The sequence below is a fragment of the Streptomyces sp. NPDC044921 genome (genome assembly GCF_056432865.1).
The window spans coordinates 194,782-214,344 of record NZ_JBWKIF010000013.1; the positions used below are offsets into that span (position 1 = coordinate 194,782).

Annotated in this window: 21 protein-coding genes; 6 read left to right on the top strand and 15 right to left on the bottom strand. The window is 71.6% G+C overall.

Annotated elements, in window-relative coordinates:
* Positions 1–310 precede the first annotated feature (310 nt).
* Complete coding sequence (locus AC07DA_RS21870; RefSeq protein WP_479129846.1) at positions 311–1,846, bottom strand: NAD(P)H-hydrate dehydratase; 1,536 nt, start codon at positions 1,844–1,846, stop codon at positions 311–313.
* 161 nt (positions 1,847–2,007) lie between these two features.
* Between AC07DA_RS21870 and AC07DA_RS21875 the strand changes: the two genes are divergently transcribed.
* Complete coding sequence (locus AC07DA_RS21875; protein WP_479129847.1) at positions 2,008–3,162, top strand: hypothetical protein; 1,155 nt, start codon at positions 2,008–2,010, stop codon at positions 3,160–3,162.
* A gap of 38 nt (positions 3,163–3,200) precedes the next feature.
* Here AC07DA_RS21875 and AC07DA_RS21880 read toward each other — a convergent pair whose 3' ends face one another.
* A complete protein-coding gene (locus AC07DA_RS21880; RefSeq protein ID WP_479129848.1) occupies positions 3,201–4,190 on the bottom strand; it encodes a BtrH N-terminal domain-containing protein in 990 nt (329 codons plus the stop codon).
* Between the two features lie 124 nt (positions 4,191–4,314).
* Positions 4,315–4,686 carry a holo-ACP synthase gene (locus tag AC07DA_RS21885; protein WP_479129849.1) on the bottom strand — a complete coding sequence of 124 codons (372 nt, stop codon included), beginning with the start codon at positions 4,684–4,686 and terminating at the stop codon, positions 4,315–4,317.
* Positions 4,687–4,761: 75 nt separating this feature from the next.
* Between AC07DA_RS21885 and AC07DA_RS21890 the strand changes: the two genes are divergently transcribed.
* Positions 4,762–5,175 carry a hypothetical protein gene (locus AC07DA_RS21890; RefSeq protein ID WP_479129850.1) on the top strand — a complete coding sequence of 138 codons (414 nt, stop codon included), beginning with the start codon at positions 4,762–4,764 and terminating at the stop codon, positions 5,173–5,175.
* Between the two features lie 92 nt (positions 5,176–5,267).
* A complete protein-coding gene (locus AC07DA_RS21895) occupies positions 5,268–5,615 on the top strand; it encodes a hypothetical protein (protein ID WP_479129851.1) in 348 nt (115 codons plus the stop codon).
* Positions 5,616–5,673: 58 nt separating this feature from the next.
* Here AC07DA_RS21895 and glmS read toward each other — a convergent pair whose 3' ends face one another.
* The 3 genes from glmS to AC07DA_RS21910 all read right to left on the bottom strand — a co-directional run bounded on the left by glmS (position 5,674) and on the right by AC07DA_RS21910 (position 9,437).
* Positions 5,674–7,521, bottom strand: coding sequence for a glutamine--fructose-6-phosphate transaminase (isomerizing) (gene glmS, locus AC07DA_RS21900; protein ID WP_479129852.1), 1,848 nt, complete (start codon positions 7,519–7,521; stop codon positions 5,674–5,676).
* A 96-nt stretch (positions 7,522–7,617) separates the two neighbouring features.
* A complete protein-coding gene (locus AC07DA_RS21905) occupies positions 7,618–8,427 on the bottom strand; it encodes an ABC transporter permease (RefSeq protein WP_479129853.1) in 810 nt (269 codons plus the stop codon).
* On the bottom strand, positions 8,424–9,437 hold the full coding sequence (locus AC07DA_RS21910) for an ATP-binding cassette domain-containing protein (RefSeq protein WP_479129854.1): 1,014 nt from the start codon (positions 9,435–9,437) through the stop codon (positions 8,424–8,426). The genes AC07DA_RS21905 and AC07DA_RS21910 overlap by 4 nt, the downstream gene beginning before the upstream one ends.
* 195 nt (positions 9,438–9,632) lie before the next feature.
* Between AC07DA_RS21910 and coaA the strand changes: the two genes are divergently transcribed.
* Together coaA and AC07DA_RS21920 are read left to right on the top strand one after the other, a co-directional pair.
* A complete protein-coding gene (gene coaA / locus AC07DA_RS21915) occupies positions 9,633–10,601 on the top strand; it encodes a type I pantothenate kinase (RefSeq protein WP_479129895.1) in 969 nt (322 codons plus the stop codon).
* 31 nt (positions 10,602–10,632) lie between these two features.
* On the top strand, positions 10,633–11,568 hold the full coding sequence (locus AC07DA_RS21920) for a DUF389 domain-containing protein (RefSeq protein ID WP_479129896.1): 936 nt from the start codon (positions 10,633–10,635) through the stop codon (positions 11,566–11,568).
* Between the two features lie 106 nt (positions 11,569–11,674).
* Here the strand turns inward: AC07DA_RS21920 and glmM are convergent, their stop codons facing one another.
* From glmM to AC07DA_RS21940, 4 genes are all read right to left on the bottom strand, one after another.
* Positions 11,675–13,033 (bottom strand): phosphoglucosamine mutase, encoded by a 1,359-nt coding sequence (gene glmM, locus AC07DA_RS21925; protein WP_479129855.1) that lies wholly within the window; start codon positions 13,031–13,033, stop codon positions 11,675–11,677.
* 165 nt (positions 13,034–13,198) lie between these two features.
* A complete protein-coding gene (rpsI, locus tag AC07DA_RS21930; RefSeq protein ID WP_019526966.1) occupies positions 13,199–13,711 on the bottom strand; it encodes a 30S ribosomal protein S9 in 513 nt (170 codons plus the stop codon).
* 42 nt (positions 13,712–13,753) lie between these two features.
* On the bottom strand, positions 13,754–14,197 hold the full coding sequence (gene rplM / locus AC07DA_RS21935) for a 50S ribosomal protein L13 (RefSeq protein WP_019754543.1): 444 nt from the start codon (positions 14,195–14,197) through the stop codon (positions 13,754–13,756).
* Between the two features lie 214 nt (positions 14,198–14,411).
* On the bottom strand, positions 14,412–14,723 hold the full coding sequence (locus tag AC07DA_RS21940; RefSeq protein ID WP_479129857.1) for a hypothetical protein: 312 nt from the start codon (positions 14,721–14,723) through the stop codon (positions 14,412–14,414).
* A gap of 74 nt (positions 14,724–14,797) precedes the next feature.
* Here AC07DA_RS21940 and AC07DA_RS21945 point away from each other — a divergent pair, with 74 nt between their 5' ends.
* Positions 14,798–15,667, top strand: a complete 870-nt coding sequence (locus AC07DA_RS21945; protein WP_479129858.1) for a hypothetical protein — start codon at positions 14,798–14,800, stop codon at positions 15,665–15,667.
* A 7-nt stretch (positions 15,668–15,674) separates the two neighbouring features.
* Here AC07DA_RS21945 and truA read toward each other — a convergent pair whose 3' ends face one another.
* The 5 genes from truA to rpsM form a co-directional block, all read right to left on the bottom strand.
* Positions 15,675–16,529 carry a tRNA pseudouridine(38-40) synthase TruA gene (truA, locus tag AC07DA_RS21950; RefSeq protein WP_479129859.1) on the bottom strand — a complete coding sequence of 285 codons (855 nt, stop codon included), beginning with the start codon at positions 16,527–16,529 and terminating at the stop codon, positions 15,675–15,677.
* A gap of 145 nt (positions 16,530–16,674) precedes the next feature.
* Positions 16,675–17,166 carry a 50S ribosomal protein L17 gene (rplQ, locus tag AC07DA_RS21955; protein WP_479129860.1) on the bottom strand — a complete coding sequence of 164 codons (492 nt, stop codon included), beginning with the start codon at positions 17,164–17,166 and terminating at the stop codon, positions 16,675–16,677.
* A 190-nt stretch (positions 17,167–17,356) separates the two neighbouring features.
* Entirely contained in the window at positions 17,357–18,379 is a 1,023-nt protein-coding gene (locus AC07DA_RS21960; RefSeq protein WP_003966937.1) for a DNA-directed RNA polymerase subunit alpha, read from the bottom strand.
* Positions 18,380–18,534: 155 nt separating this feature from the next.
* Positions 18,535–18,939, bottom strand: coding sequence for a 30S ribosomal protein S11 (gene rpsK, locus AC07DA_RS21965; protein WP_003956432.1), 405 nt, complete (start codon positions 18,937–18,939; stop codon positions 18,535–18,537).
* Between the two features lie 64 nt (positions 18,940–19,003).
* On the bottom strand, positions 19,004–19,384 hold the full coding sequence (rpsM, locus tag AC07DA_RS21970; protein WP_010036675.1) for a 30S ribosomal protein S13: 381 nt from the start codon (positions 19,382–19,384) through the stop codon (positions 19,004–19,006).
* Positions 19,385–19,563: the final 179 nt, after the last annotated feature.

A 19,563-nucleotide genomic window follows, 5' to 3' on the forward strand; every position in this document is an offset into this window, starting at 1 on the left:
GGTCGGCTACGCCCGGGCCGCCGCGCGCCGGCCGCGGCGCACCGCTGAAGAACCGGGAGGGAGGGCATCGGGGTTGCGGTACCGCGTCGGCCAGTGGCGCCTGTGCCGCCAGTCGGTCCTGCGCCACCCGGCCCGTGTGCGGTACCCGGCCCGCCCGCTGCGGACGGGCACCGCCCCGCACACGACCGTCCTGCCCTTCCGCATCCACGTCAGCCGCCGGTCGAGGTCCACGCGCACCACCGGGTGGCCGCGCACCGGACACCTCCCTGGGGCGGCAGCCTCCAAAGCCGGGCGGTTCGGGTGCCTGCCCTCACCCCAGCACGTTCCGCCAGGCCTGCGGAATCGCCGCCGCCACATCGTGCGCCCCCACCGGCGCCCCGTCCGCCGCCAGCCGCCCGGCCAGCCCGTGCAGGTACGCGCCCGCGCTGCCCGCGTCCACCGCGGACAGCCCGGCCGCCAGCAACGACCCGGCCAGTCCCGACAGCACGTCCCCGCTGCCCGCCGTGGCGAGCCACGGCGTGCCCGTGGGATTCACCCGCACCGCACCGCCCCCCGGCCCGGTCACCAGCGTCGTCGACCCCTTCAGCAGCACGGTCGCCCCGTACCGCCCCGCCAGTTCCCGCGCCGCGGCCAGCCGCCGCTCCTCGACCTCCCGGCGCTCCACCCCGAGCAGCGCCGCGGCCTCCCCGGCGTGCGGTGTCAGCAGCGTCGGCGCCCCGCGCCCCCGCACGGCCTCCGCGTCCGCCAGCCGCAGCCCGTCCGCGTCGACCAGCACCGGCACGTCAGCGGCCAGCACCTCCCCGACCGTCGCCGCGTCGTCCCCCGCCCCGGGCCCGACGACCCAGGCCTGCACCCGCCCGGCGTGCTTCGGTCCCCGGTCCGACACGAGCGTCTCGGGAAACCGGGCGATCACCGCGTCCCCGGCCGGTCCGACGTACCGCACGGCACCGGCCCCGCCCCGCAGCGCCCCCGCGACGGCGAGGACCGCGGCCCCCGGGTACCGGGCCGACCCGGCCGCGATGCCGACGACCCCCCGCCGGTACTTGTCGCTCTCCGCCCGCGGCACCGGCAGCAGCCGGGCCACGTCCGCGTGCTGCAGCGCCTCCAGCTCCGGCTCCGCCGGCAGGTCCAGGCCGATATCGACCAGCCGCACCGACCCGGCGTACTCGCGCGCCGGGTCGATGAGCAGACCCGGCTTGTGCGTCCCGAACGTCACCGTCACATCGGCCCGGATCGCGGCGCCGCGCACCTCCCCGGTGCCGGCGTCCACCCCGCTCGGCAGATCGACGGCGACCACGGCCCCGCGCGACCGCGCGGCGGCCGCGGCCAGCGGTACCGCCTCGGGCCGCAACCCGCCCTTGCCGCCGATCCCGACGATGCCGTCGACGACGAGATCGGCCCGCTCGATCAACTCCTCGACCCCACGACCCCCGGCACCACCGCCACCACCGCCGTCGGCTCCGGCACCACCGCCATCGCCTCCGGCACCACCGTCACCGCCTCCGGCCTCACCGGCCCCGGCCGCCCCACCGACCCCGACGCTCCGCCCCCCGGCCCGCCGCAGCGCCGCCAGCCCCGCCGCGTGCGCCCGCTCCGGCGCGAGCAGCACCGCCGTGACCCCGGCCCCGCGCCGGGCCAGCCGGGCCCCGGCGTACAGCGCGTCACCGCCGTTGTCCCCGCTGCCGACCAGCAGCACCACCCGCCTGCCGTACACCCGCCCCAGCAGGTCGGCGCAGGCCGCGGCGAGCCCGGCGGCGGCGCGTTGCATCAGCGCCCCCTCCGGCAGCCGGGCCATCAGCTCCCGTTCGGCGGTCCTGACCGTGTCCACGCTGTACGCACTCCGCATGAGGGTCGAGTTTCCCGTACGACCCCCCGGCCACTCCCGCGCACCCGGCGCAACTGCTTTCCGTGTCGCCTCCATTGACGCCCCGGCGGGCCTTTGCCAGACTCCCGGCCGCGCAGAAAGCGCTTGCACACCCCCCACGTTTCGACGAAACCGAGGCCCCCATGGGACGCAGAGCCGCATTACTGGCCGCCGCCGGCGCCACCGCCCTCCTCACCGCCGCCGGCACCCTGAACACCCCCGCCACCGCCGCCCCCACGCGCGCCCTGGCCTGCGGAGACGGCTCCTTCCAGGCCGAGGCCGTGCAGAGCGGCAGCACCTGGACCGCCCGGCGCGGCGGCAGCACGGTCTACACCGGCACCGACATGCGCGCGGCCGTCCAGGCGGCCGTCAACAGCCTCAGCTCCGGGCGCACCGCGAAGGAACGGGTCGTGGTCCGCGGCTCGGGTTCCGTCCCGGCGGGCTCCCGCATCTCGCTGCCCAGCTACACCGTCCTCGACGTGTGCGGCACGATCAACGTCACCGGCAGCGGCTCGGGCGACCAGGCGCCGGTCTACTCGCGCGGCACGCGGGACGTGGAGGTCCAGAACCTCAAGCTCACGGGCACGCCGCTGTACGGCATCTTCCTGCGCAACGTGCAGAACGTCGTGCTGGGCCAGATCGACATGCGCCTGTCCGCCGGGCTGGGCGTGCGCATCGACAACCGCGGCGACACCAGCCAGTGGACCCGCAACGTCCGCATCGACAACGTCTACGTCTCCGGCGCCTCCAGCCACGCGGTCGAGACGTACGGCGTGGACGGCCTGACCGTGGGCACCGTGACGGCCCGCAACGTCGGCGAGTCCGGCCTGCTGCTCAACCAGACCGTCAACGCCACCGTCGGCAAGGTGGACGCGGAGAACGCGGGCACGGGCACCGGCTACGCCGCCTTCCGCATGGCCAACCGCAACGGCCGGGTCGGCAGCGGCTACCCCACCAACATCCGGGTCGGCGAGGTCGTCGCGCGCGGCGGCGGACGCGGCGTGTTCTGCGTCTCGGAGAGCGGCGGGGCCGTCATCGACCGGCTGACGCTCACCCGGACCGGCAACAACTCGGTCCTGATCGAGAACTGCTACAACGTCAATCTGGCCGCCCAGAGCGGCACCATCACCGGCGGCGGTGAACTGCGCCTGGCCGCGCGCTCGGAGTTCCCGAACAACAGGGACATCACCATCCAGAACCTGACGGTCACCGACTCGGCCATCAGGGAGAGCCCGTGCGGCGAGAACACGACGTTCCGCAACATCACCCGGGTCAACACCAGCCAGTCGATCTGCTGACACCGCACACCGCGTGAAGTCCTCGCCGGGCGAGGGCTTCACGCGCGCAGGCGGCTCAGCGCCTCCATGGCCTGGCGTTCGATGCGGGCGAGGTCGGACAGGAGGGCACCCGCCCGCACGAGGCACTGCCCGTCCTCCGACTCGCCGGCCCGCGCGATCAGCGCCGCCACCTCCGTCCACAGGGCGGCCGCCTCGGTGTAGAGCGCGTGCCCGGTCCGCAGCGGCCGGCTGTCGAGCCACCGGCCGCACTCGGCGAGGAAGTCGCGGTACAGGTTGCGGAACAGGGCGCCGCCGGTGCCGGCCTTCTCCATCAGGAGGGCGGCCTGCGGCAGGTCCCGCCGCGGGTCGTGGGCGCGCCGCAGCCAGCCGGGCACGAGTCCGCCGGCCTTCTCGATGCCCCGGTGGCCGAGGTTGGCGATGGGCGGGGCGAGGAAGGCGTCGGCGCAGGCGGTGACGGCGGGGGCGATGCGGTCGCGCGGTTCCGGCGGCTTCCCGGCGGCGGTGAGGGTGAACGACCGGTGCCGGGCCGTCATCGGGCCGCGCGCGGCCCTGGCCCGGGCGAGCCCGGCCAGGGAGGTGGACACCGCACCCCCCTGCTGCTCGGTGTCGACGAGGTGGGCCTCGCGGTCGTCGTAGCCGTACAGGGCGACGACGTGACCGCCGAAGTGCGCCTTGGAGGTGAAGTAGTCCAGGTGGTGGCTGTCGAGCTGGAGTCCGACGGGATGCCCGGCGTCGACGGCCGCCGTCACGTTCTCCCAGCCCTTGCGGGCGGACGCGGTCTCCCGCACCACGAGGTCCAGACCGAGGTTGCGGGCCAGGTTCCGGGTGAGCTCGAAGGGCTTGACCCGTCCTCCGAGGAACGGGAAGTCCATGTTCCTGCCGTCCCAGTAGACGAACGACAGGCCGGAACCGAGGCCGAAGAGCATGGGCTCGGACAGATCGATGCCCTGGTGCCGCAGGAGCACTCCCAGCGCCGTCGTCTCGCAGTGCTGCCCACCGCGCGGGTCGACCCCTTTCACCGTGACCATGTCACACCTCCCGTCTGCGTTTCCCGGCCCTCGGCACCTTCGGCGACGGGCACGGCGCCGGGCGCGGCGGGCTCACCGGGTACCGTCGCTCCCCGGGGGCGACGCGCTGGACCGTCGCCCCACGTCACGCCTCGGCGACGACGACGGCCGAGGCCACCCCGGCGTCATGGCTCAGGGACACGTGCCAGGACCGTACGCCGAGCTGGGCGGCCCGCGCGGCCACCGTCCCGGTCACCCGCAGCCGGGGCTGCCCGCTGTCCTCCACGTACACCTCGGCGTCGGTCCACAGCAGCCCGCCGGGCGCGCCGAGCGCCTTGGCCAGGGCCTCCTTGGCGGCGAACCGGGCGGCCAAGGAGGCGACACCGCGGCGTTCCCCGCTGGGCAGCAGCAACTCCCGCTCCACGAACAGCCGCTCGGCCAGTGCCGGCGTACGCTCCAGGGACGCCGCGAACCGATCGATCTCGGCGACGTCGATCCCGACCCCGATGATGCTCATGCCCAGCACCCTACGGTCAGCCGGGGGCGTTCCCCGCCGGCACCGGCCCCCTTCCCGCCACCTGGCATGACCGGCATGGAATGGGACGGCCTCACCGACCGCGGGCGCTACGGGGACTGGAACCCGAAGGAGCGCGACCGGTCCGCGGACCTGGCCCGGGACGCCCAGTGGGACGGTGTGTCCGGGGAGCTGGCGGACCATCCCGAGCGGGTCAACCCCGCCCGCCCCGGCAACCGCACCGGATTCGCCCCGCTGCACCAGGCCGCCTGGCACGGCGCCTCGGCCGGGGTCGTCTCCCGGCTGGTCGCGCACGGCGCCTGGCGCACACAGCGCACCAGGGACGGGCGGCTCCTTCCAGCAGATGCGTGTGGCCCCGCTCCCGCGCGATGTCCACCGGGCCGCTACCGCCTGCACGCGGACACGGTGCACGTCAACGGCACCTCGCGGATGGACGGAGACCACGGGAACTTCTGGACCTACCCGTACTGACCCACGATCCCGAACTCCCCCTCCCCCTTGTACAGTTCGCGATGACCGCGATGTGCACACGGCATCGCGCACAACGGGAGGAACGCACCACCATGAAGGTCACGTCGCTGGGGACCGCGGCCACTTCGGCAGCTCTCCTCGCCACGGCCCTCACCGGCACCGTCGCCACCGCCGGCACCGCCGCCGCGGCGCCGCCGAGGGACTGCAGCAAGGCCATCGTGAACGTCAAGGCCAAGGAGACCGTCAAGGTCCGCGCCACGCCGAAGACCTCCGCCACGGCCCTCGGCATCTGGGGCAAGGGCGAGCGCGGCGCCGTCTGCAACGACGGCAAGGCCTACAAGGGCGGGTCGTACAAGGCCTGCGGCAAGAAGAGCAACCTGTGGTACTACGGCGGCGACAAGGTCGACGGCTGGGTCCCGAAGACCTGCATCAACTGGTAGCCACCCGGCCGGACGGCTGGGACGGGGGCGAACGGCAGCGGCCGTTCGCCCCCGTCGCTCACTCCACGGTCACCGACTTCGCGAGGTTCCTCGGCTGGTCCACCTCGTTGCCGCGGGCCGTCGCCAGTTCGCACGCGAACACCTGCAACGGCACCGTGGCCACCAGCGGCTGCAGCAGGGTCGGCGTGGCCGGGACCCGGATCAGATGGTCCGCGTAGGGCACCACCGCCTCGTCGCCCTCCTCGGCGATGACGATCGTCCGCGCGCCCCGCGCCCGGATCTCCTGGATGTTGGACACGATCTTGTCGTGCAGCACCGACCGCCCGCGCGGCGACGGCACGACCACGACGACCGGCAGGTCCTCCTCGATCAGCGCGATCGGCCCGTGCTTGAGCTCCCCGGCCGCGAAGCCCTCGGCGTGCATGTACGCCAGCTCCTTGAGCTTGAGCGCGCCCTCCAGGGCCACCGGGTAGCCCACGTGGCGTCCGAGGAACAGCACCGTGTTCTTCGAAGCGAGCGTGCGCGCCAGCTCCCGCACCGGCTCCATGGTCCCGAGCACCCGCTCGACCGCCCCTGAGATGGAGGACAGGTCGCGGATCACCGCCCGGATCTCGTCGCCCCACTTGGTGCCCCGGACCTGGCCGAGGTACAGGGCGACCAGGTAGCAGGCGACGAGCTGCGTCAGGAACGCCTTCGTGGAGGCGACGGCCACCTCCGGCCCGGCGTGCGTGTACAGCACGGCGTCGGACTCGCGCGGGATCGTCGAGCCGTTGGTGTTGCAGATCGCCAGCACCTTGGAACCCTGCTCGCGGGCGTGCCGCAGCGCCATGAGGGTGTCCATGGTCTCGCCGGACTGGGAGATGGCGACGACCAGGGTCTGCGCGTCCAGGATCGGGTCCCGGTAGCGGAACTCGCTGGCCAGCTCCACCTCGCACGGGATGCGCGTCCAGTGCTCGATGGCGTACTTGGCGATCATCCCGGCGTGGAAGGCCGTCCCGCAGGCGACGATGACGACCTTGTCGATCTCGCGCAGCACCCGCGGCGGGATGCGCACCTCGTCCAGGGTCAGCGAACCCGAGCCGTCGATCCGGCCCAGCAGGGTGTCGGCGACCGCCTTGGGCTGCTCGGCGATCTCCTTGAGCATGAAGTAGTCGTAGCCGCCCTTCTCGGCGGCCGAGGCGTCCCAGTCCACGTGGTAGGAGCGCACGTCGGCCGGGCGGCCGTCGAAGCCCGTCACCACCACGCCGTCCCGGCGCAGCTCCACGACCTGGTCCTGCCCCAGCTCGATCGCGGACCGGGTGTGCTCGATGAACGCGGCGACGTCCGAGGCGAGGAAGGCCTCGCCCTCGCCGACACCCACCACCAGCGGCGAGTTGCGCCGGGCGCCCACCACCACGTCGGGCTCGTCGGCGTGCACGGCGACCAGCGTGAACGCGCCCTCCAGCCGGCGGCACACCAGCCGCATCGCCTCGGCGAGGTCCGCGCAGGAGGAGAACTCCTCGGCGAGCAGGTGCGCGACGACCTCGGTGTCGGTCTCCGAGGACAGCGCGTGGCCGCGCTCCCGCAGCTCGTCCCGCAGGGCGGCGAAGTTCTCGATGATGCCGTTGTGGACGACCGCGACGCGTCCCGCGTTGTCGATGTGCGGGTGGGCGTTGGCGTCGGTCGGTCCGCCGTGGGTGGCCCACCGGGTGTGGCCGATGCCCGTCGTGCCCGTCGGCAGCGGCCTGCCGTCCAGTTCCTTCTCCAGGTTGAGGAGCTTGCCGGCCTTCTTGGCCGTCGCGAGCCCGCCGTCGGCCAGGACGGCGACGCCCGCCGAGTCGTAGCCCCGGTACTCCAGCCGCTTCAGCCCGGCCATCACGACCTCGAGCGCCGACTGCGGCCCCACGTATCCCACGATTCCACACATGGGCGGCAGCTTAGGGTCGATTCCCGCGCCGAAAGGGCCGTTGCGTGCCCGAAATCGGAAATTACCGCCGGGGTACGACGGCTCGGCCCCCCACTGTCAGACCTTCGCGCGATACGCCCTCATCGCCAGGGGGCAGAAGACCAGGGCGATCCCGGCCGCCCACACCAGGGACCACAGCACCGGCTCGGCCACCGGCCCGCCGACCAGCAGCCCGCGGAACGCGTCCGACAGATGGGTGACCGGATTGACGTCGCTCCACGCCTGGAGCCAGCCCGGCATGGTGTCGACGACGACGAACGCGCTGCTGGTGAAGGTGATCGGGAAGATCAGCGTGAAGGCGAACGCCTGCACCTTCTCCGCGTCACCGGCCAGCATCCCGATCAGCACCGCGCACCAGGAGACGGCCGCCGCGAACACCACCACCAGCAGCACGCCGAGCAGGAACCCGCCGAAGCCGCCGGTGACCCGGAAGCCGAGCGCGAGCCCGAGGGCGATCATCAGCAGCATCGCCCAGACGTGCTTGGCCAGGTCGGCGGTGATGCGTCCGACCAGCGGGGCGGAGCGGGCGATGGGCAGGCTGCGCAGCCGGTCGAAGACGCCCTTGGTGAGGTCGGTGTTGAGGGCCATCGCCGTGTACACCGTCATGAACAGGGTGTTCTGCACGATGATCCCGGGCAGCGCGTACTTCAGGTACGCCTCGGGCGACCCGGCCATCTGCCCGCCCAGCACGTAGGTGAACAGGAACACGAACATGATCGGCGTGATGCTGTAGTCGACCAGTTCGAGCGGGTTGTGCTTGACGGCGACCAGGCTCCGCCAGGCCATGGTGAAGGTCTGCCGCACCCCGGCGAGGGCCGGCACCCGGCCCGAGGAGGTGACCGGCGCCGTGACGGTCGTGGCGGTCATGACCGGCTCACCGCCCGCTCCAGCTCGCCCTCGCCCTCGTTGCGGGCGTGCGCCTCACCGTCCTGCCCTTGCCCGCCCGGTTCGGCGCGGTGGCCGGTCAGGGAGAGGAACACCTCGTCCAGCGAGGAGCGGCGCAGGGCCAGTTCCCCCACGGCGATGCCCTCCCGGTCGAGCGCGCGCACGACGGCCGGCATCAGCTCGGGGTCCTTCACGGGCGCGGTGACCGTCTCGCCCTCGATCCGCGCCTCGGACCCGGCGGCCGCGGCCACCAGCGCGTGCGCCCGCGCGAGATCCTGGCCGAGGATCGGCCGCAGCTCCAGCACCTGCCCGCCGACCTGCTCCTTCAGCCGGTCGGGCGTGCCCTCGGCGATCACCCGGCCCTTGTCGATCACCACGATGTCGTCGGCGAGCACATCGGCCTCGTTCAGGTACTGCGTGGTCAGCAGGGCGGTCGCCCCGTCCGCGACCAGGCCGCGCAGCAGGTCCCACAGCTCGCCGCGGCTGCGCGGGTCGAGGCCGGTGGTGGGTTCGTCGAGGAAGAGGATGCTGGGCCGGCCGACCAGGCTGGCCGCGAGGTCCAGGCGCCGGCGCATGCCTCCCGAGTAGGTCTTCGCTGCCCGCCCGGCCGCGTGCGTCAGCTGGAAGCGCTCCAGCAGCTCCCCGGCGCGGGCCTTGGCCTCCCGCCGCGGCAACCCGAGCAGCCGCCCGATGAGCAGCAGGTTCTCCGTGCCGGTGAGGTTCTCGTCGACCGCCGCGTACTGCCCGGTCAGTCCGACCAGGGAGCGCACGAGCCCGGCCTCGCGGACCACGTCGTGCCCGGCCACCCGGGCCCGTCCCCCGTCGGGCCGCAGCAGCGTGGCGAAGATCCGCACCGCGGTCGTCTTCCCGGCGCCGTTGGGACCCAGCAGCCCGAGCACCGTGCCCTTGCGGGCCGCGAGGTCGACACCGGCCAGCGCCTCGGTCTCCCGGAACCGTTTGACCAGGCCTTCCGCCTCGATCGCGTACGTCATGGGTCACCCCCTCGGGATCCGTGGACCCCGGACTGGGCCCACCCTTCCGACAACTGTGACGCACGCCACTGACATTCCTCCCGTTGGCCGGATTTCTCCCCCGCCGGGAGGCCTGAAGCGCACGCGTGACGGATCCCACCTCACCGTCCGTTCGTACGCCCGTAACAATGGACTGTGATCTCTCCGGTCTCCTCGATGCCCCGGAGCGCCCACCGGCCCCGCCCGGAGGCGACTCCCTACGTCGACCTCACCCGAGCCGAATGGAGCGCGCTGCGTGACAAGACGCCGCTGCCCCTGACGGCCGAGGAGGTCGAGAAGCTGCGCGGTCTCGGCGACGTGATCGACCTGGACGAGGTACGCGACATCTACCTCCCGCTGTCCCGGCTCCTCAACCTCTACGTCGGCGCCACGGACGGTCTCAGAGGAGCCCTGAACACCTTCCTCGGCGAGCAGGGCTCCCAGTCGGGCACCCCGTTCGTCATAGGGGTCGCCGGCTCGGTCGCCGTCGGCAAGTCCACGGTCGCCCGCCTGCTGCAGGCCCTGCTCTCCCGCTGGCCCGAGCACCCGCGCGTCGAGCTGGTCACCACCGACGGCTTCCTGCTGCCCACCCGGGAACTGCAGGCCCGCGGCCTGATGTCCCGCAAGGGCTTCCCAGAGTCCTACGACCGCCGCGCCCTCACCCGCTTCGTCGCCGACATCAAGGCCGGCAAGGACGAGGTCACGGCCCCCGTCTACTCCCACCTGATCTACGACATCGTCCCCGACGAGCGCCTGACGGTGCGCCGCCCGGACATCCTGATCGTCGAGGGCCTGAACGTCCTGCAGCCCGCCCTGCCCGGCAAGGACGGCCGCACCCGGGTCGGCCTCGCCGACTACTTCGACTTCAGCGTCTACGTCGACGCCCGCGTCGAGGACATCGAGCGCTGGTACCTCAACCGCTTCCGCAAGCTGCGCGCGACGGCCTTCCAGAACCCGTCCTCGTACTTCCGCAAGTACACCCAGGTCTCCGAGGAGGAGGCCCTCGACTACGCCCGCACGATGTGGCGCACGATCAACCGGCCGAACCTGGTGGAGAACATCGCCCCCACCCGCGGCCGCGCCACCCTCGTCGTGCGCAAGGGCCCGGACCACAAGGTGCAGCGCCTGAGCCTGCGCAAGCTGTGACACCCGGGCGAGGACCGGTTAGATGGTCGCCATGCTTCATCTGCGCCTGATCACACCGCACCGGAAGACCGGCGAAGTGGTGCGGCTGATCGAGGAGACGGTCGGCACCACGCACCTCGTCGTCCTGCCGGACTGCGCCCGCGACCCGGCCGGGGACGTGGTGATGTGCGACGTGGCACGCGAGGCGGGGGACGAACTCCTCGCCCGGCTGCGGGAGACCGGACTCGACACGAGCGGCTCCATCGCCGTCGAGGCCATCGACCTGTCGCTGTCGGAGCGGGCCGAGAAGGCCGAGGCCGAAGCGCCCGGCGAGGGGTCGGACGCGGTCCTGTGGGAGCAGCTGTCCGACGCGACCCACGAGGAGTCCACCCTCTCCGTCACCTACCTCGCGTTCATCACGCTCGCCACGATGATCGCCGCCTGCGGCGTGGTCCTGGACAACGCGATCCTGATCGTCGGCGCCATGGCGGTGGGCCCAGAGTTCGGCCCGCTCGCCGGCATCAGCACCGCGATCGTCCGCCGCCGGCCGCGCCTGGCCGCACGCTCGCTCATCGCCCTGGTGGTGGGCTTCGCCGCGGCGATGGCGGTGACGGTCGCCTTCAGCCTCTTCATGGACGCGGTCGACCTGTTCAGCAAGGCCCAGTTGAAAGCCGACCGCCCCAACACCGGCTTCATCTACGCCCCCGACTGGTTCTCCTTCGTCGTGGCGGTCCTGGCCGGCATCGCCGGCACCCTCTCCCTGACCTCGGCCAAGTCGGGCGCCCTGGTGGGCGTGGCCATCTCGGTGACGACGATCCCCGCCGCCGCCAACGCGGCCGTGGCCCTCAGCTACGGCGACACGAGACAGACCTGGGGCTCCACGGAACAGCTCCTGCTGAACCTGCTGGGCATCGTCGTCGCCGGCACGCTGACCCTTCTGGTCCAGAAGAGACTGTGGGCGGTGCAACGCCGGGGGGACACCGCCTGAAGGGGCGCGGGGCTGTCTCGATGTGCGGCTCCGCCGCGTGGGCGCGGCAAGCCACACCCGGCGGGCAGCCCGCACACCACCGCGGCCCCCGCCCCGGCCCGGCCCACTACCCCAGCGCGGACTTCACCACATCGGCCAGCCGCCCCGCCACGGACCGGGCCTGCTCGATATCGGCCGCCTCCACCATCACCCGGACCAGCGGCTCGGTCCCGGAGGGCCGCAGCAGCACCCGCCCGGTGGACCCGAGCTCCCGCTCCGCGTCGGCGACGGCCGCCGCCAGCTCCGCGGACGTCTTCACCCGGGACCTGTCCACGTCCGGCACATTGACCAGCACCTGCGGCAGCCGCTCCATCACGGAGGCCAGCTCCCGCAGCGGACGCCCGCTCCCGGCGACCCGCGCCGCCAGCAGCAGGCCGGTGAGCGTGCCGTCACCGGTCGTCGCGTGGTCGAGGATGATCACGTGCCCGGACTGCTCGCCGCCGAGCGCGAACCCGTGCTCCTTCATCTCCTCCAGCACGTACCGGTCGCCCACCGCGGTCTGCACCAGCCGGATGCCCTCCCGCTCCATGGCGAGCTTGAAGCCGAGGTTCGACATCACGGTGGCCACGACCGTCTCGGACCGCAGCGCGGACTGCTCCCGCATGGCCAGGGCCAGCACGGCGAGGATCTGGTCGCCGTCCACCTCCTCGCCGGTGTGGTCCACGGCGAGGCACCGGTCGGCGTCGCCGTCGTGCGCGATGCCCAGGTCGGCCCCGTGCTCGACGACCGCCGCCTTGAGCTTGTCCAGGTGGGTCGAGCCGCACCCGTCGTTGATGTTGAGCCCGTCCGGCTCGGCCCCGATCGTGACGACCTCGGCGCCGGCCCGCTGGAACGCCTCGGGCGAGACCCGGGCGGCGGCACCGTGCGCCTCGTCGAGGACGACCTTCAACCCGTCGAGACGGTTCGGCAGGACACCCAGCAGGTGCTCGACGTACCGGTCGAAGCCCTCGTCGTAGTCGCGCACCCGGCCCACCCCGGCGCCGGTCGGCCGGTCCCAGGGGGCGCCGGTGCGGTGCTCCTCGTAGACGGACTCGATCCGGTCCTCCAGCTCGTCGGCGAGCTTGTGGCCGCCGCGGGCGAAGAACTTGATGCCGTTGTCGGGCATGGCGTTGTGGCTCGCGGAGAGCATCACCCCCAGGTCGGCCCCGAGCGACGCGGTCAGGAAGGCCACCGCGGGCGTCGGCAGCACACCGACGCGCAGGACGTCCACACCGGCGCTGGCGAGGCCCGCGACCACGGCGGCTTCCAGGAACTCCCCGGACGCGCGCGGGTCACGCCCGACGACAGCGGTGGGCCGGTGCCCCTCGAACGTGCCCGCCTCGGCCAGTACGTGCGCCGCGGCCACGGACAGGCCCAGGGCCATCTCCGCCGTGAGATCCGCGTTGGCGACACCGCGCACGCCGTCCGTGCCGAAGAGTCGTCCCACAGTGGTGTCCTCCGTATTGCTGAAGGGAATGCGGCTCACATTCCCGAGTACGTCCCCTGAGACCGTCCGGGGCCGGTACGGGTTGTGTAAACGAACCGCCCCGGCAGCACAACCGTGCCGCCGGGGCGATCGAGGCGAAGCCAGTCGCGAGGACGGGCGACGCGATTAGCGCTTGCTGTACTGCGGAGCCTTGCGGGCCTTCTTCAGACCGGCCTTCTTGCGCTCGACCGCACGGTCGTCGCGGCGGAGGAAGCCGGCCTTCTTCAGCGGGCCGCGGTTGTTGTCGACGTCGGCCTCGTTCAGCGCGCGGGCGACACCGAGACGGAGCGCACCGGCCTGACCGGAGACACCGCCACCGGCGATGCGGGCGATGACGTCGTAGCGGCCCTCGAGCTCGAGGACCTTGAACGGCTCGTTGACTTCCTGCTGGTGCACCTTGTTCGGGAAGTAGTCCTCGAGGGTGCGACCGTTGATCTTCCACTTGCCGGTGCCCGGGACGATCCGGACGCGGGCGATGGCGTTCTTGCGACGGCCCAGGCCGGCGGCCGGCTGGGGCTCGCCGAAGCGGGACGCCATGGACTCCGAGGTGTACTCGCCCTCGACGGGGACCTCGGACTCGGTGGTGTAGCTGTCGATGTCAAGCTCTTCGAGCGGCTGCTCGGCAGTGGTCTCGGCCACGATTCTCCTCAGATTCTCTTCAGTCTTAGGGGGTGGCCGGACTTACTGCGCGACCTGGGTGATCTCGTACGGCTGCGGCTGCTGCGCGCCGTGCGGGTGCTGGTCACCCTTGTAGACCTTCAGCTTCGAGAGCATCTGACGGCCCAGAGTGTTCTTGGGGAGCATGCCCTTGACGGCCTTCTCGATGGCCTTCTCGGGGTTCTTGTCGAGCAGCTCGTCGTAACGGACGGAGCGCAGACCACCCGGGTAGCCGGAGTGGCGGTACGCCATCTTCTGGGTGCGCTTGTTGCCGGAGAGGTGCACCTTGTCGGCGTTGATGATGATGACGAAGTCACCAGCGTCGACGTGCGGCGCGTAGATCGGCTTGTGCTTGCCCCGGAGAAGGGTCGCTGCGGTGGAGGCGAGACGGCCCAGGACGACGTCCTGAGCGTCAATGACGTGCCACTGGCGCGTCACATCGCCGGGCTTGGGGCTGTACGTACGCACGGTTCGTAGCCTTCGCTTCGAGTGAATGGTCCTGAACAGGTCACCGAAACGATCACGACAGCCTTGACCGCACTGCGGTGACGCAAACCGCGTGCTGGTCGCTGGTCATCGGCCCGGTGGACCGGTGTAAGGGCCCGTCCCGTGAGAATGAGCAAGCCAATACACAACGAACAAGCAGAATACCGGGGCGTTCGACAAGGGTCAAAACGCGGGATCACCGCCGCCGGACGCTCCTCCGTGCGCACAGCGCGGCACACAGCGTGACGGCCCTGCGCAGGGTTCGCCGCCGCACCGGCCGCGCGTACGGGAACACGGCCGGGAACACCACATCGGCCACCACCCCGGCGCACCACCGCGCCGGGGAGACGCCCCCGCGCGCCCGGCGGAGGGCCCGCACCGCCCCGACCACGACGGACGGCCACACCCCGGCCGCCGCGGCCGGTCCCACCGCCAGACAGACCAGCAGCAGCACGGCCGGCAGCAGTCGCCCCAACCACCCGCAGATGTCGCCTTTGCCCGTGCGCATGGGAGGAACGCTAGGGGCTGCGCGGCCCGTCCAGGCGGACCAGCACGCCCCATGTCCCGTCTAAGATGCGCCCCATGAGCTATGGGCAGGGGGGACCTCAGTCCCAGTGGGATCCCTGGAAACCGCAGTCGCAGCAGCCCTGGAGCAGCGGGGTCGGCCAGTCCCCGGACTGGGCGGCGCTCGCTGAAGCCTCCGAGGCCCGCAACAAGCGGCGCCGCCTGCTGCTCGTCGGCGGCGGCGCGCTCGCCACGGTCGCGATCGGCACCGCCGTCGCGGTGGCCGTGGTCTCGGCCAACGGCGACGACCGGTCCAACAACCCGGCCTCCCTGCCCTCGGCGGACATCCCCAGCGGCACGGCCTCGGCCCCGTCGTTCGCCCCGACCAGCGCCCCTCCCCCGCTGGACCCGAAGGACTTCGTCGCCAGCGCGAAGAAGGACAAGGCCCCGCTCAGCCCGGAGACGCTCTTCCCGGGCACCCAGCTGACGATGGGCGACACCGTCTACAAGAAGGGACCCACCGCCGACACCAGGAGCTGCGCCTCGGCCGCCGGCGGCACCCTCCGCAAGGTCCTCACGGCCAACGACTGCACGCGCCTGATACGCGTGACGTACGTCAAGGGCGGTATCGCGGTCACCATGGGCGTGGCGGTCTTCGACACCGAGGCCCAGGCGCTCAGGGCCAAGAGCCAGACCGACAGGAAGAGCTTCGTGAAGTCGCTCTCGGGCGGCGGCGTGAAGGGCTTCTGCGAGTCCGCCGTCTGCAACACGACGAGCAACTCCTACGGCCGCTACGCCTACTTCGCCAACGCGGGCTTCACCAGCGGCGAGGACGTCACCACCAAGGACGCCGAGGTGTTCCGCACCAGCGGCGACCTCCAGCAGTTCACGTTCAACCAGATCCGCCGCCGCGGCGAGGCCCAGGCCTCGGCCGCGGCGAACGGGTAGCGGGCGCTCAGCAGCACCCGGCCGACGGCAGCGACCGCTTGTTCCGCGCCTCCCTGCTGCGCGCGGCGAGCAACTCGTCGGCGGGATAGCCGACTTCCTCCAGCGTCAGCCCGTGCGGCCGTACGACGTGCACGGCCGAGTCCCGCACCCCGGCCGCCAGTACCTTCGCGGGCCAGTCCGGCGGCCGGTGCCCGTCGCCCACGAACAGCAGCGCCCCGATGAGCGAACGCACCATGTTGTGGCAGAAGGCGTCGGCCCGCACGGTGGCCGTGATGATGCCGTCGTCGCCGCGCACCAGGCTCAGCTCCTGGAGCGTGCGGATGGTGGTGGCCCCTTCCCGCTTCTTGCAGTAGGCGGCGAAGTCGTGCTCGCCCAGCAGCCCGCCGGCGGCCTCGTTCATGGCGTCCACGTCGAGCGGCCAGTCGTGCCACAGCACGTGGTTGCGCAGCAGCGGGTCGACGCCACCGGGGTTGTCGGTGACCCGGTAGGCGTACCGCCGCCACACCGCCGAGAAACGGGCGTTGAAGCCGCTGGGCGCCTCCCTCAGCGCCCAGACCCGCACGTCCCGGGGCAGTCGCCCGGCGAGCCGCTTGAGCAGCTTCTGGTGGTGCTCACGCCAGACGGCCTCCGGCAGATCGACGTGCGCGACCTGACCCCGGGCGTGCACACCGGCGTCGGTCCGCCCGGCCACGGTCAGCTCGTAGGTCTCCCCGGACCGCGTCACGGTCCGCAGGGCGTCCTCGATCTCCCCCTGCACGGTCCGCCGCCCCCCGGCCTGCTTGGCCCAGCCCGAGAACTCGCTCCCGTCATAGGAGAGATCCAGCCGTACCCGGACGTGACCGGGTGCTACTTCCTCACTCACCCCAGGATCCTCTCACCCACACGAAGACGGGCCCGCCCCCTCGAAAGGGAACGGACCCGTCCATGACGCCCTTCAGGGGCGCGGGGAACTGCGCGAACGACCACGGCGTACCGCAAGCCGCCGACCGTCAGTCCCCGGCAGACGCTTACGCGTCCTTGGACTCCTCGGCGGAAGCCTCGTCGGCCTTGGTCGTGTCGACCTGGGCCTCGGCAGCCTCGTTGTCCTTCGCGGCACGCTTGGTCGCGGCCTCGGCCTCGCCGGTCGCCTCCTGCGCCACCGTCAGACCCTCGACCAGCTCGATGACGGCCATGGGCGCGTTGTCGCCACGGCGGTTACCGATCTTGGTGATGCGGGTGTAGCCACCCGGACGGTTCTCGTAGCGCGGGCCGATCTCGGTGAAGAGCGTGTGGACGACGCTCTTGTCCGTGATGACCTGGAGCACCTGACGGCGGTTGTGAAGGTCGCCCTTCTTCGCCTTGGTGACCAGACGCTCGGCGTACGGGCGCAGGCGGCGGGCCTTCGCCTCGGTGGTGGTGATACGACCGTGCTCGAACAGCGACTTCGCGAGGTTCGCGAGCATCAGCTTCTCGTGCGCGGCGCTGCCGCCCAGACGGGCACCCTTGGTGGGCTTCGGCATGGTGTTTCTCCTAGGTGTCTGCCCCGGCCGTATCAGGTACCGGGGTCAGTATCCGAGCAGGCGGTCGCCTGTCGGAGATCCGGGGCGCCTTTCGACACCCCGGAGGATCCGCGCCCCAAAGGGGTGCGGGGAACTGCGCGACCAGCCACAGCCGGACGGCAGCCTGGAACGACCCGTCGAACCCGAGCTCTTAGTACTGCTCGGTCTCGACGAAGCCCGCGTCCGCGTCGTCATCGGCACCGAACGCGTCCGCGGCGGCGGTCGGGTCGAATCCGGGCGGGCTGTCCTTCAGGGCCAGGCCCATGCCGGCCAGCTTCGCCTTGACCTCGTCGATCGACTTCGCACCGAAGTTGCGGATGTCGAGCAGGTCCGCCTCGGACCGCGCCACGAGCTCACCCACGGAGTGGATGCCCTCGCGCTTGAGGCAGTTGTACGACCGAACGGTGAGCTCCAGCTCCTCGATCGGCAGGGCCAGGTCGGCGGCCAGGGCGGCGTCCGTGGGGGACGGGCCCATGTCGATGCCCTCGGCGTCGATGTTCAGCTCGCGGGCGAGACCGAACAGCTCGACCAGGGTCTTTCCGGCCGACGCCATGGCGTCGCGCGGGCGCATGGCCTGCTTGGTTTCGACGTCGACGATCAGCTTGTCGAAGTCGGTCCGCTGCTCGACACGCGTGGCCTCGACCTTGTACGTGACCTTGAGCACCGGCGAGTAGATCGAGTCGACCGGGATCCGGCCGATCTCCTGGCCGACCTGCTTGTTCTGCACGGCGGAGACGTAACCGCGGCCGCGCTCGACCGTCAGCTCCATCTCCAGCTTGCCCTTGCCGTTGAGCGTGGCGAGGACGAGGTCGGGGTTGTGCACCTCGACACCGGCCGGGGGCGCGATGTCGGCGGCGGTGACCAGACCCGGGCCCTGCTTGCGCAGGTACATCACGACCGGCTCGTCGTGCTCCGAGGAGACGACCAGCTGCTTGATGTTGAGGATCAGGTCGGTGACGTCCTCCTTGACGCCCGGCACGGTGGTGAACTCGTGCAGCACGCCGTCGATGCGGATGGACGTGACCGCCGCACCCGGGATCGAGGACAGGAGGGTCCGGCGCAGGGAGTTGCCGAGGGTGTAGCCGAAGCCCGGCTCCAGCGGCTCGATCACGAACCGGGAGCGGAACTCGTCGACGACCTCTTCGGTCAACGAGGGACGCTGAGCGATCAGCATGTGTGGATCAGATCCTTCTTTCGTGGACGCCCGCTATATGACGCCCGACGGAAACCGCACCGGGAAGAGTGCGGGTACTGCAAGGGTACGGGCGATACGGCCCTTTTACGGAGCCGTACCGCCCGGAACCACAGTCTGCGTGCAGCAGCCTCGCGTCAGACGCGGCGGCGCTTCGGCGGACGGCAGCCGTTGTGCGGGGTCGGGGTGACGTCCTGGATGGAGCCGACCTCGAGGCCCGTGGCCTGCAGGGAGCGGATCGCGGTCTCACGACCGGAACCCGGGCCCTTCACGAACACGTCGACCTTGCGCATGCCGTGCTCCTGGGCGCGGCGGGCAGCCGACTCGGCGGCCATCTGCGCGGCGAACGGCGTGGACTTCCGGGAGCCCTTGAAGCCGACGTGGCCGGCGGAGGCCCAGGAGATCACGTTGCCGGACGGGTCCGTGATCGAGACGATCGTGTTGTTGAACGTGCTCTTGATGTGCGCGTGGCCGTGAGCGACGTTCTTCTTTTCCTTGCGGCGCACCTTCTTGGCAGCGCCCTGACGACCCTTGGGGGGCATCTATAACTCCTACGGGAGGTGGTCGGTCCTACAGCGAAGACCGTGGACAGGCGTCCGCTGTGGACTACTTCTTGCCCGGCTTCTTCTTGCCGGCGATGGCGCGACGCGGGCCCTTGCGGGTACGCGCGTTGGTGCTGGTGCGCTGACCGCGGACGGGCAGACCGCGACGGTGACGCAGACCCTGGTAGGTACCGATCTCCACCTTGCGGCGGATGTCGGCCTGGATCTCACGACGGAGGTCACCCTCGGTCTTGATGTTGTTGTCGACGTACTCGCGGATCGCGACGAGCTGCTCCTCGGAGAGGTCGCGAACGCGGGTGTTCGGGTCGACGCCGGTGGCGGCCAGCGTCTGCTGCGAGAGGGTCCGGCCGATGCCGAACACGTAGGTGAGGGCGATCTCCACGCGCTTGTCGCGCGGGATGTCAACACCGGAAACGCGTGCCATTCAATGGCTCCAGTTGCTTGTCGGAGGTCTTCCACAGAACCGACTCCCAGCCGCCGTACCAGGTACGAACTGGGTCCCCGGCCTCCGACCGGGGGTGTCAGGCGGATCGGCGCCCGCCTGGGCCCTGCGTATGAACTATTCAGCTTGCGTCGCGCGAATCTCTGCGATGGATGCAGAGG

Excerpts from the sequence above, each read along its gene's own strand:
- AC07DA_RS21940 (WP_479129857.1), bottom strand. The coding sequence starts at position 14,723 with ATGCGCACGGGCAAAGGCGACATCTGCGGGTGGTTGGGGCGACTGCTG.
- AC07DA_RS21960 (WP_003966937.1), bottom strand. The coding sequence starts at position 18,379 with ATGCTGATCGCTCAGCGTCCCTCGTTGACCGAAGAGGTCGTCGACGAG.
- AC07DA_RS21945 (WP_479129858.1), top strand. The coding sequence starts at position 14,798 with ATGAGCTATGGGCAGGGGGGACCTCAGTCCCAGTGGGATCCCTGGAAA.
- AC07DA_RS21895 (WP_479129851.1), top strand. The coding sequence starts at position 5,268 with ATGAAGGTCACGTCGCTGGGGACCGCGGCCACTTCGGCAGCTCTCCTC.
- AC07DA_RS21905 (WP_479129853.1), bottom strand. The coding sequence starts at position 8,427 with ATGACCGCCACGACCGTCACGGCGCCGGTCACCTCCTCGGGCCGGGTG.
- AC07DA_RS21885 (WP_479129849.1), bottom strand. The coding sequence starts at position 4,686 with ATGAGCATCATCGGGGTCGGGATCGACGTCGCCGAGATCGATCGGTTC.
- rpsM (WP_010036675.1), bottom strand. The coding sequence starts at position 19,384 with ATGGCACGCGTTTCCGGTGTTGACATCCCGCGCGACAAGCGCGTGGAG.
- AC07DA_RS21920 (WP_479129896.1), top strand. The coding sequence starts at position 10,633 with ATGCTTCATCTGCGCCTGATCACACCGCACCGGAAGACCGGCGAAGTG.
- AC07DA_RS21890 (WP_479129850.1), top strand. The coding sequence starts at position 4,762 with ATGGAATGGGACGGCCTCACCGACCGCGGGCGCTACGGGGACTGGAAC.
- rplQ (WP_479129860.1), bottom strand. The coding sequence starts at position 17,166 with ATGCCGAAGCCCACCAAGGGTGCCCGTCTGGGCGGCAGCGCCGCGCAC.
- glmS (WP_479129852.1), bottom strand. The coding sequence starts at position 7,521 with ATGTGTGGAATCGTGGGATACGTGGGGCCGCAGTCGGCGCTCGAGGTC.
- coaA (WP_479129895.1), top strand. The coding sequence starts at position 9,633 with ATGCCCCGGAGCGCCCACCGGCCCCGCCCGGAGGCGACTCCCTACGTC.
- rpsK (WP_003956432.1), bottom strand. The coding sequence starts at position 18,939 with ATGCCCCCCAAGGGTCGTCAGGGCGCTGCCAAGAAGGTGCGCCGCAAG.
- AC07DA_RS21880 (WP_479129848.1), bottom strand. The coding sequence starts at position 4,190 with ATGGTCACGGTGAAAGGGGTCGACCCGCGCGGTGGGCAGCACTGCGAG.
- AC07DA_RS21870 (WP_479129846.1), bottom strand. The coding sequence starts at position 1,846 with ATGCGGAGTGCGTACAGCGTGGACACGGTCAGGACCGCCGAACGGGAG.
- AC07DA_RS21910 (WP_479129854.1), bottom strand. The coding sequence starts at position 9,437 with ATGACGTACGCGATCGAGGCGGAAGGCCTGGTCAAACGGTTCCGGGAG.
- AC07DA_RS21875 (WP_479129847.1), top strand. The coding sequence starts at position 2,008 with ATGGGACGCAGAGCCGCATTACTGGCCGCCGCCGGCGCCACCGCCCTC.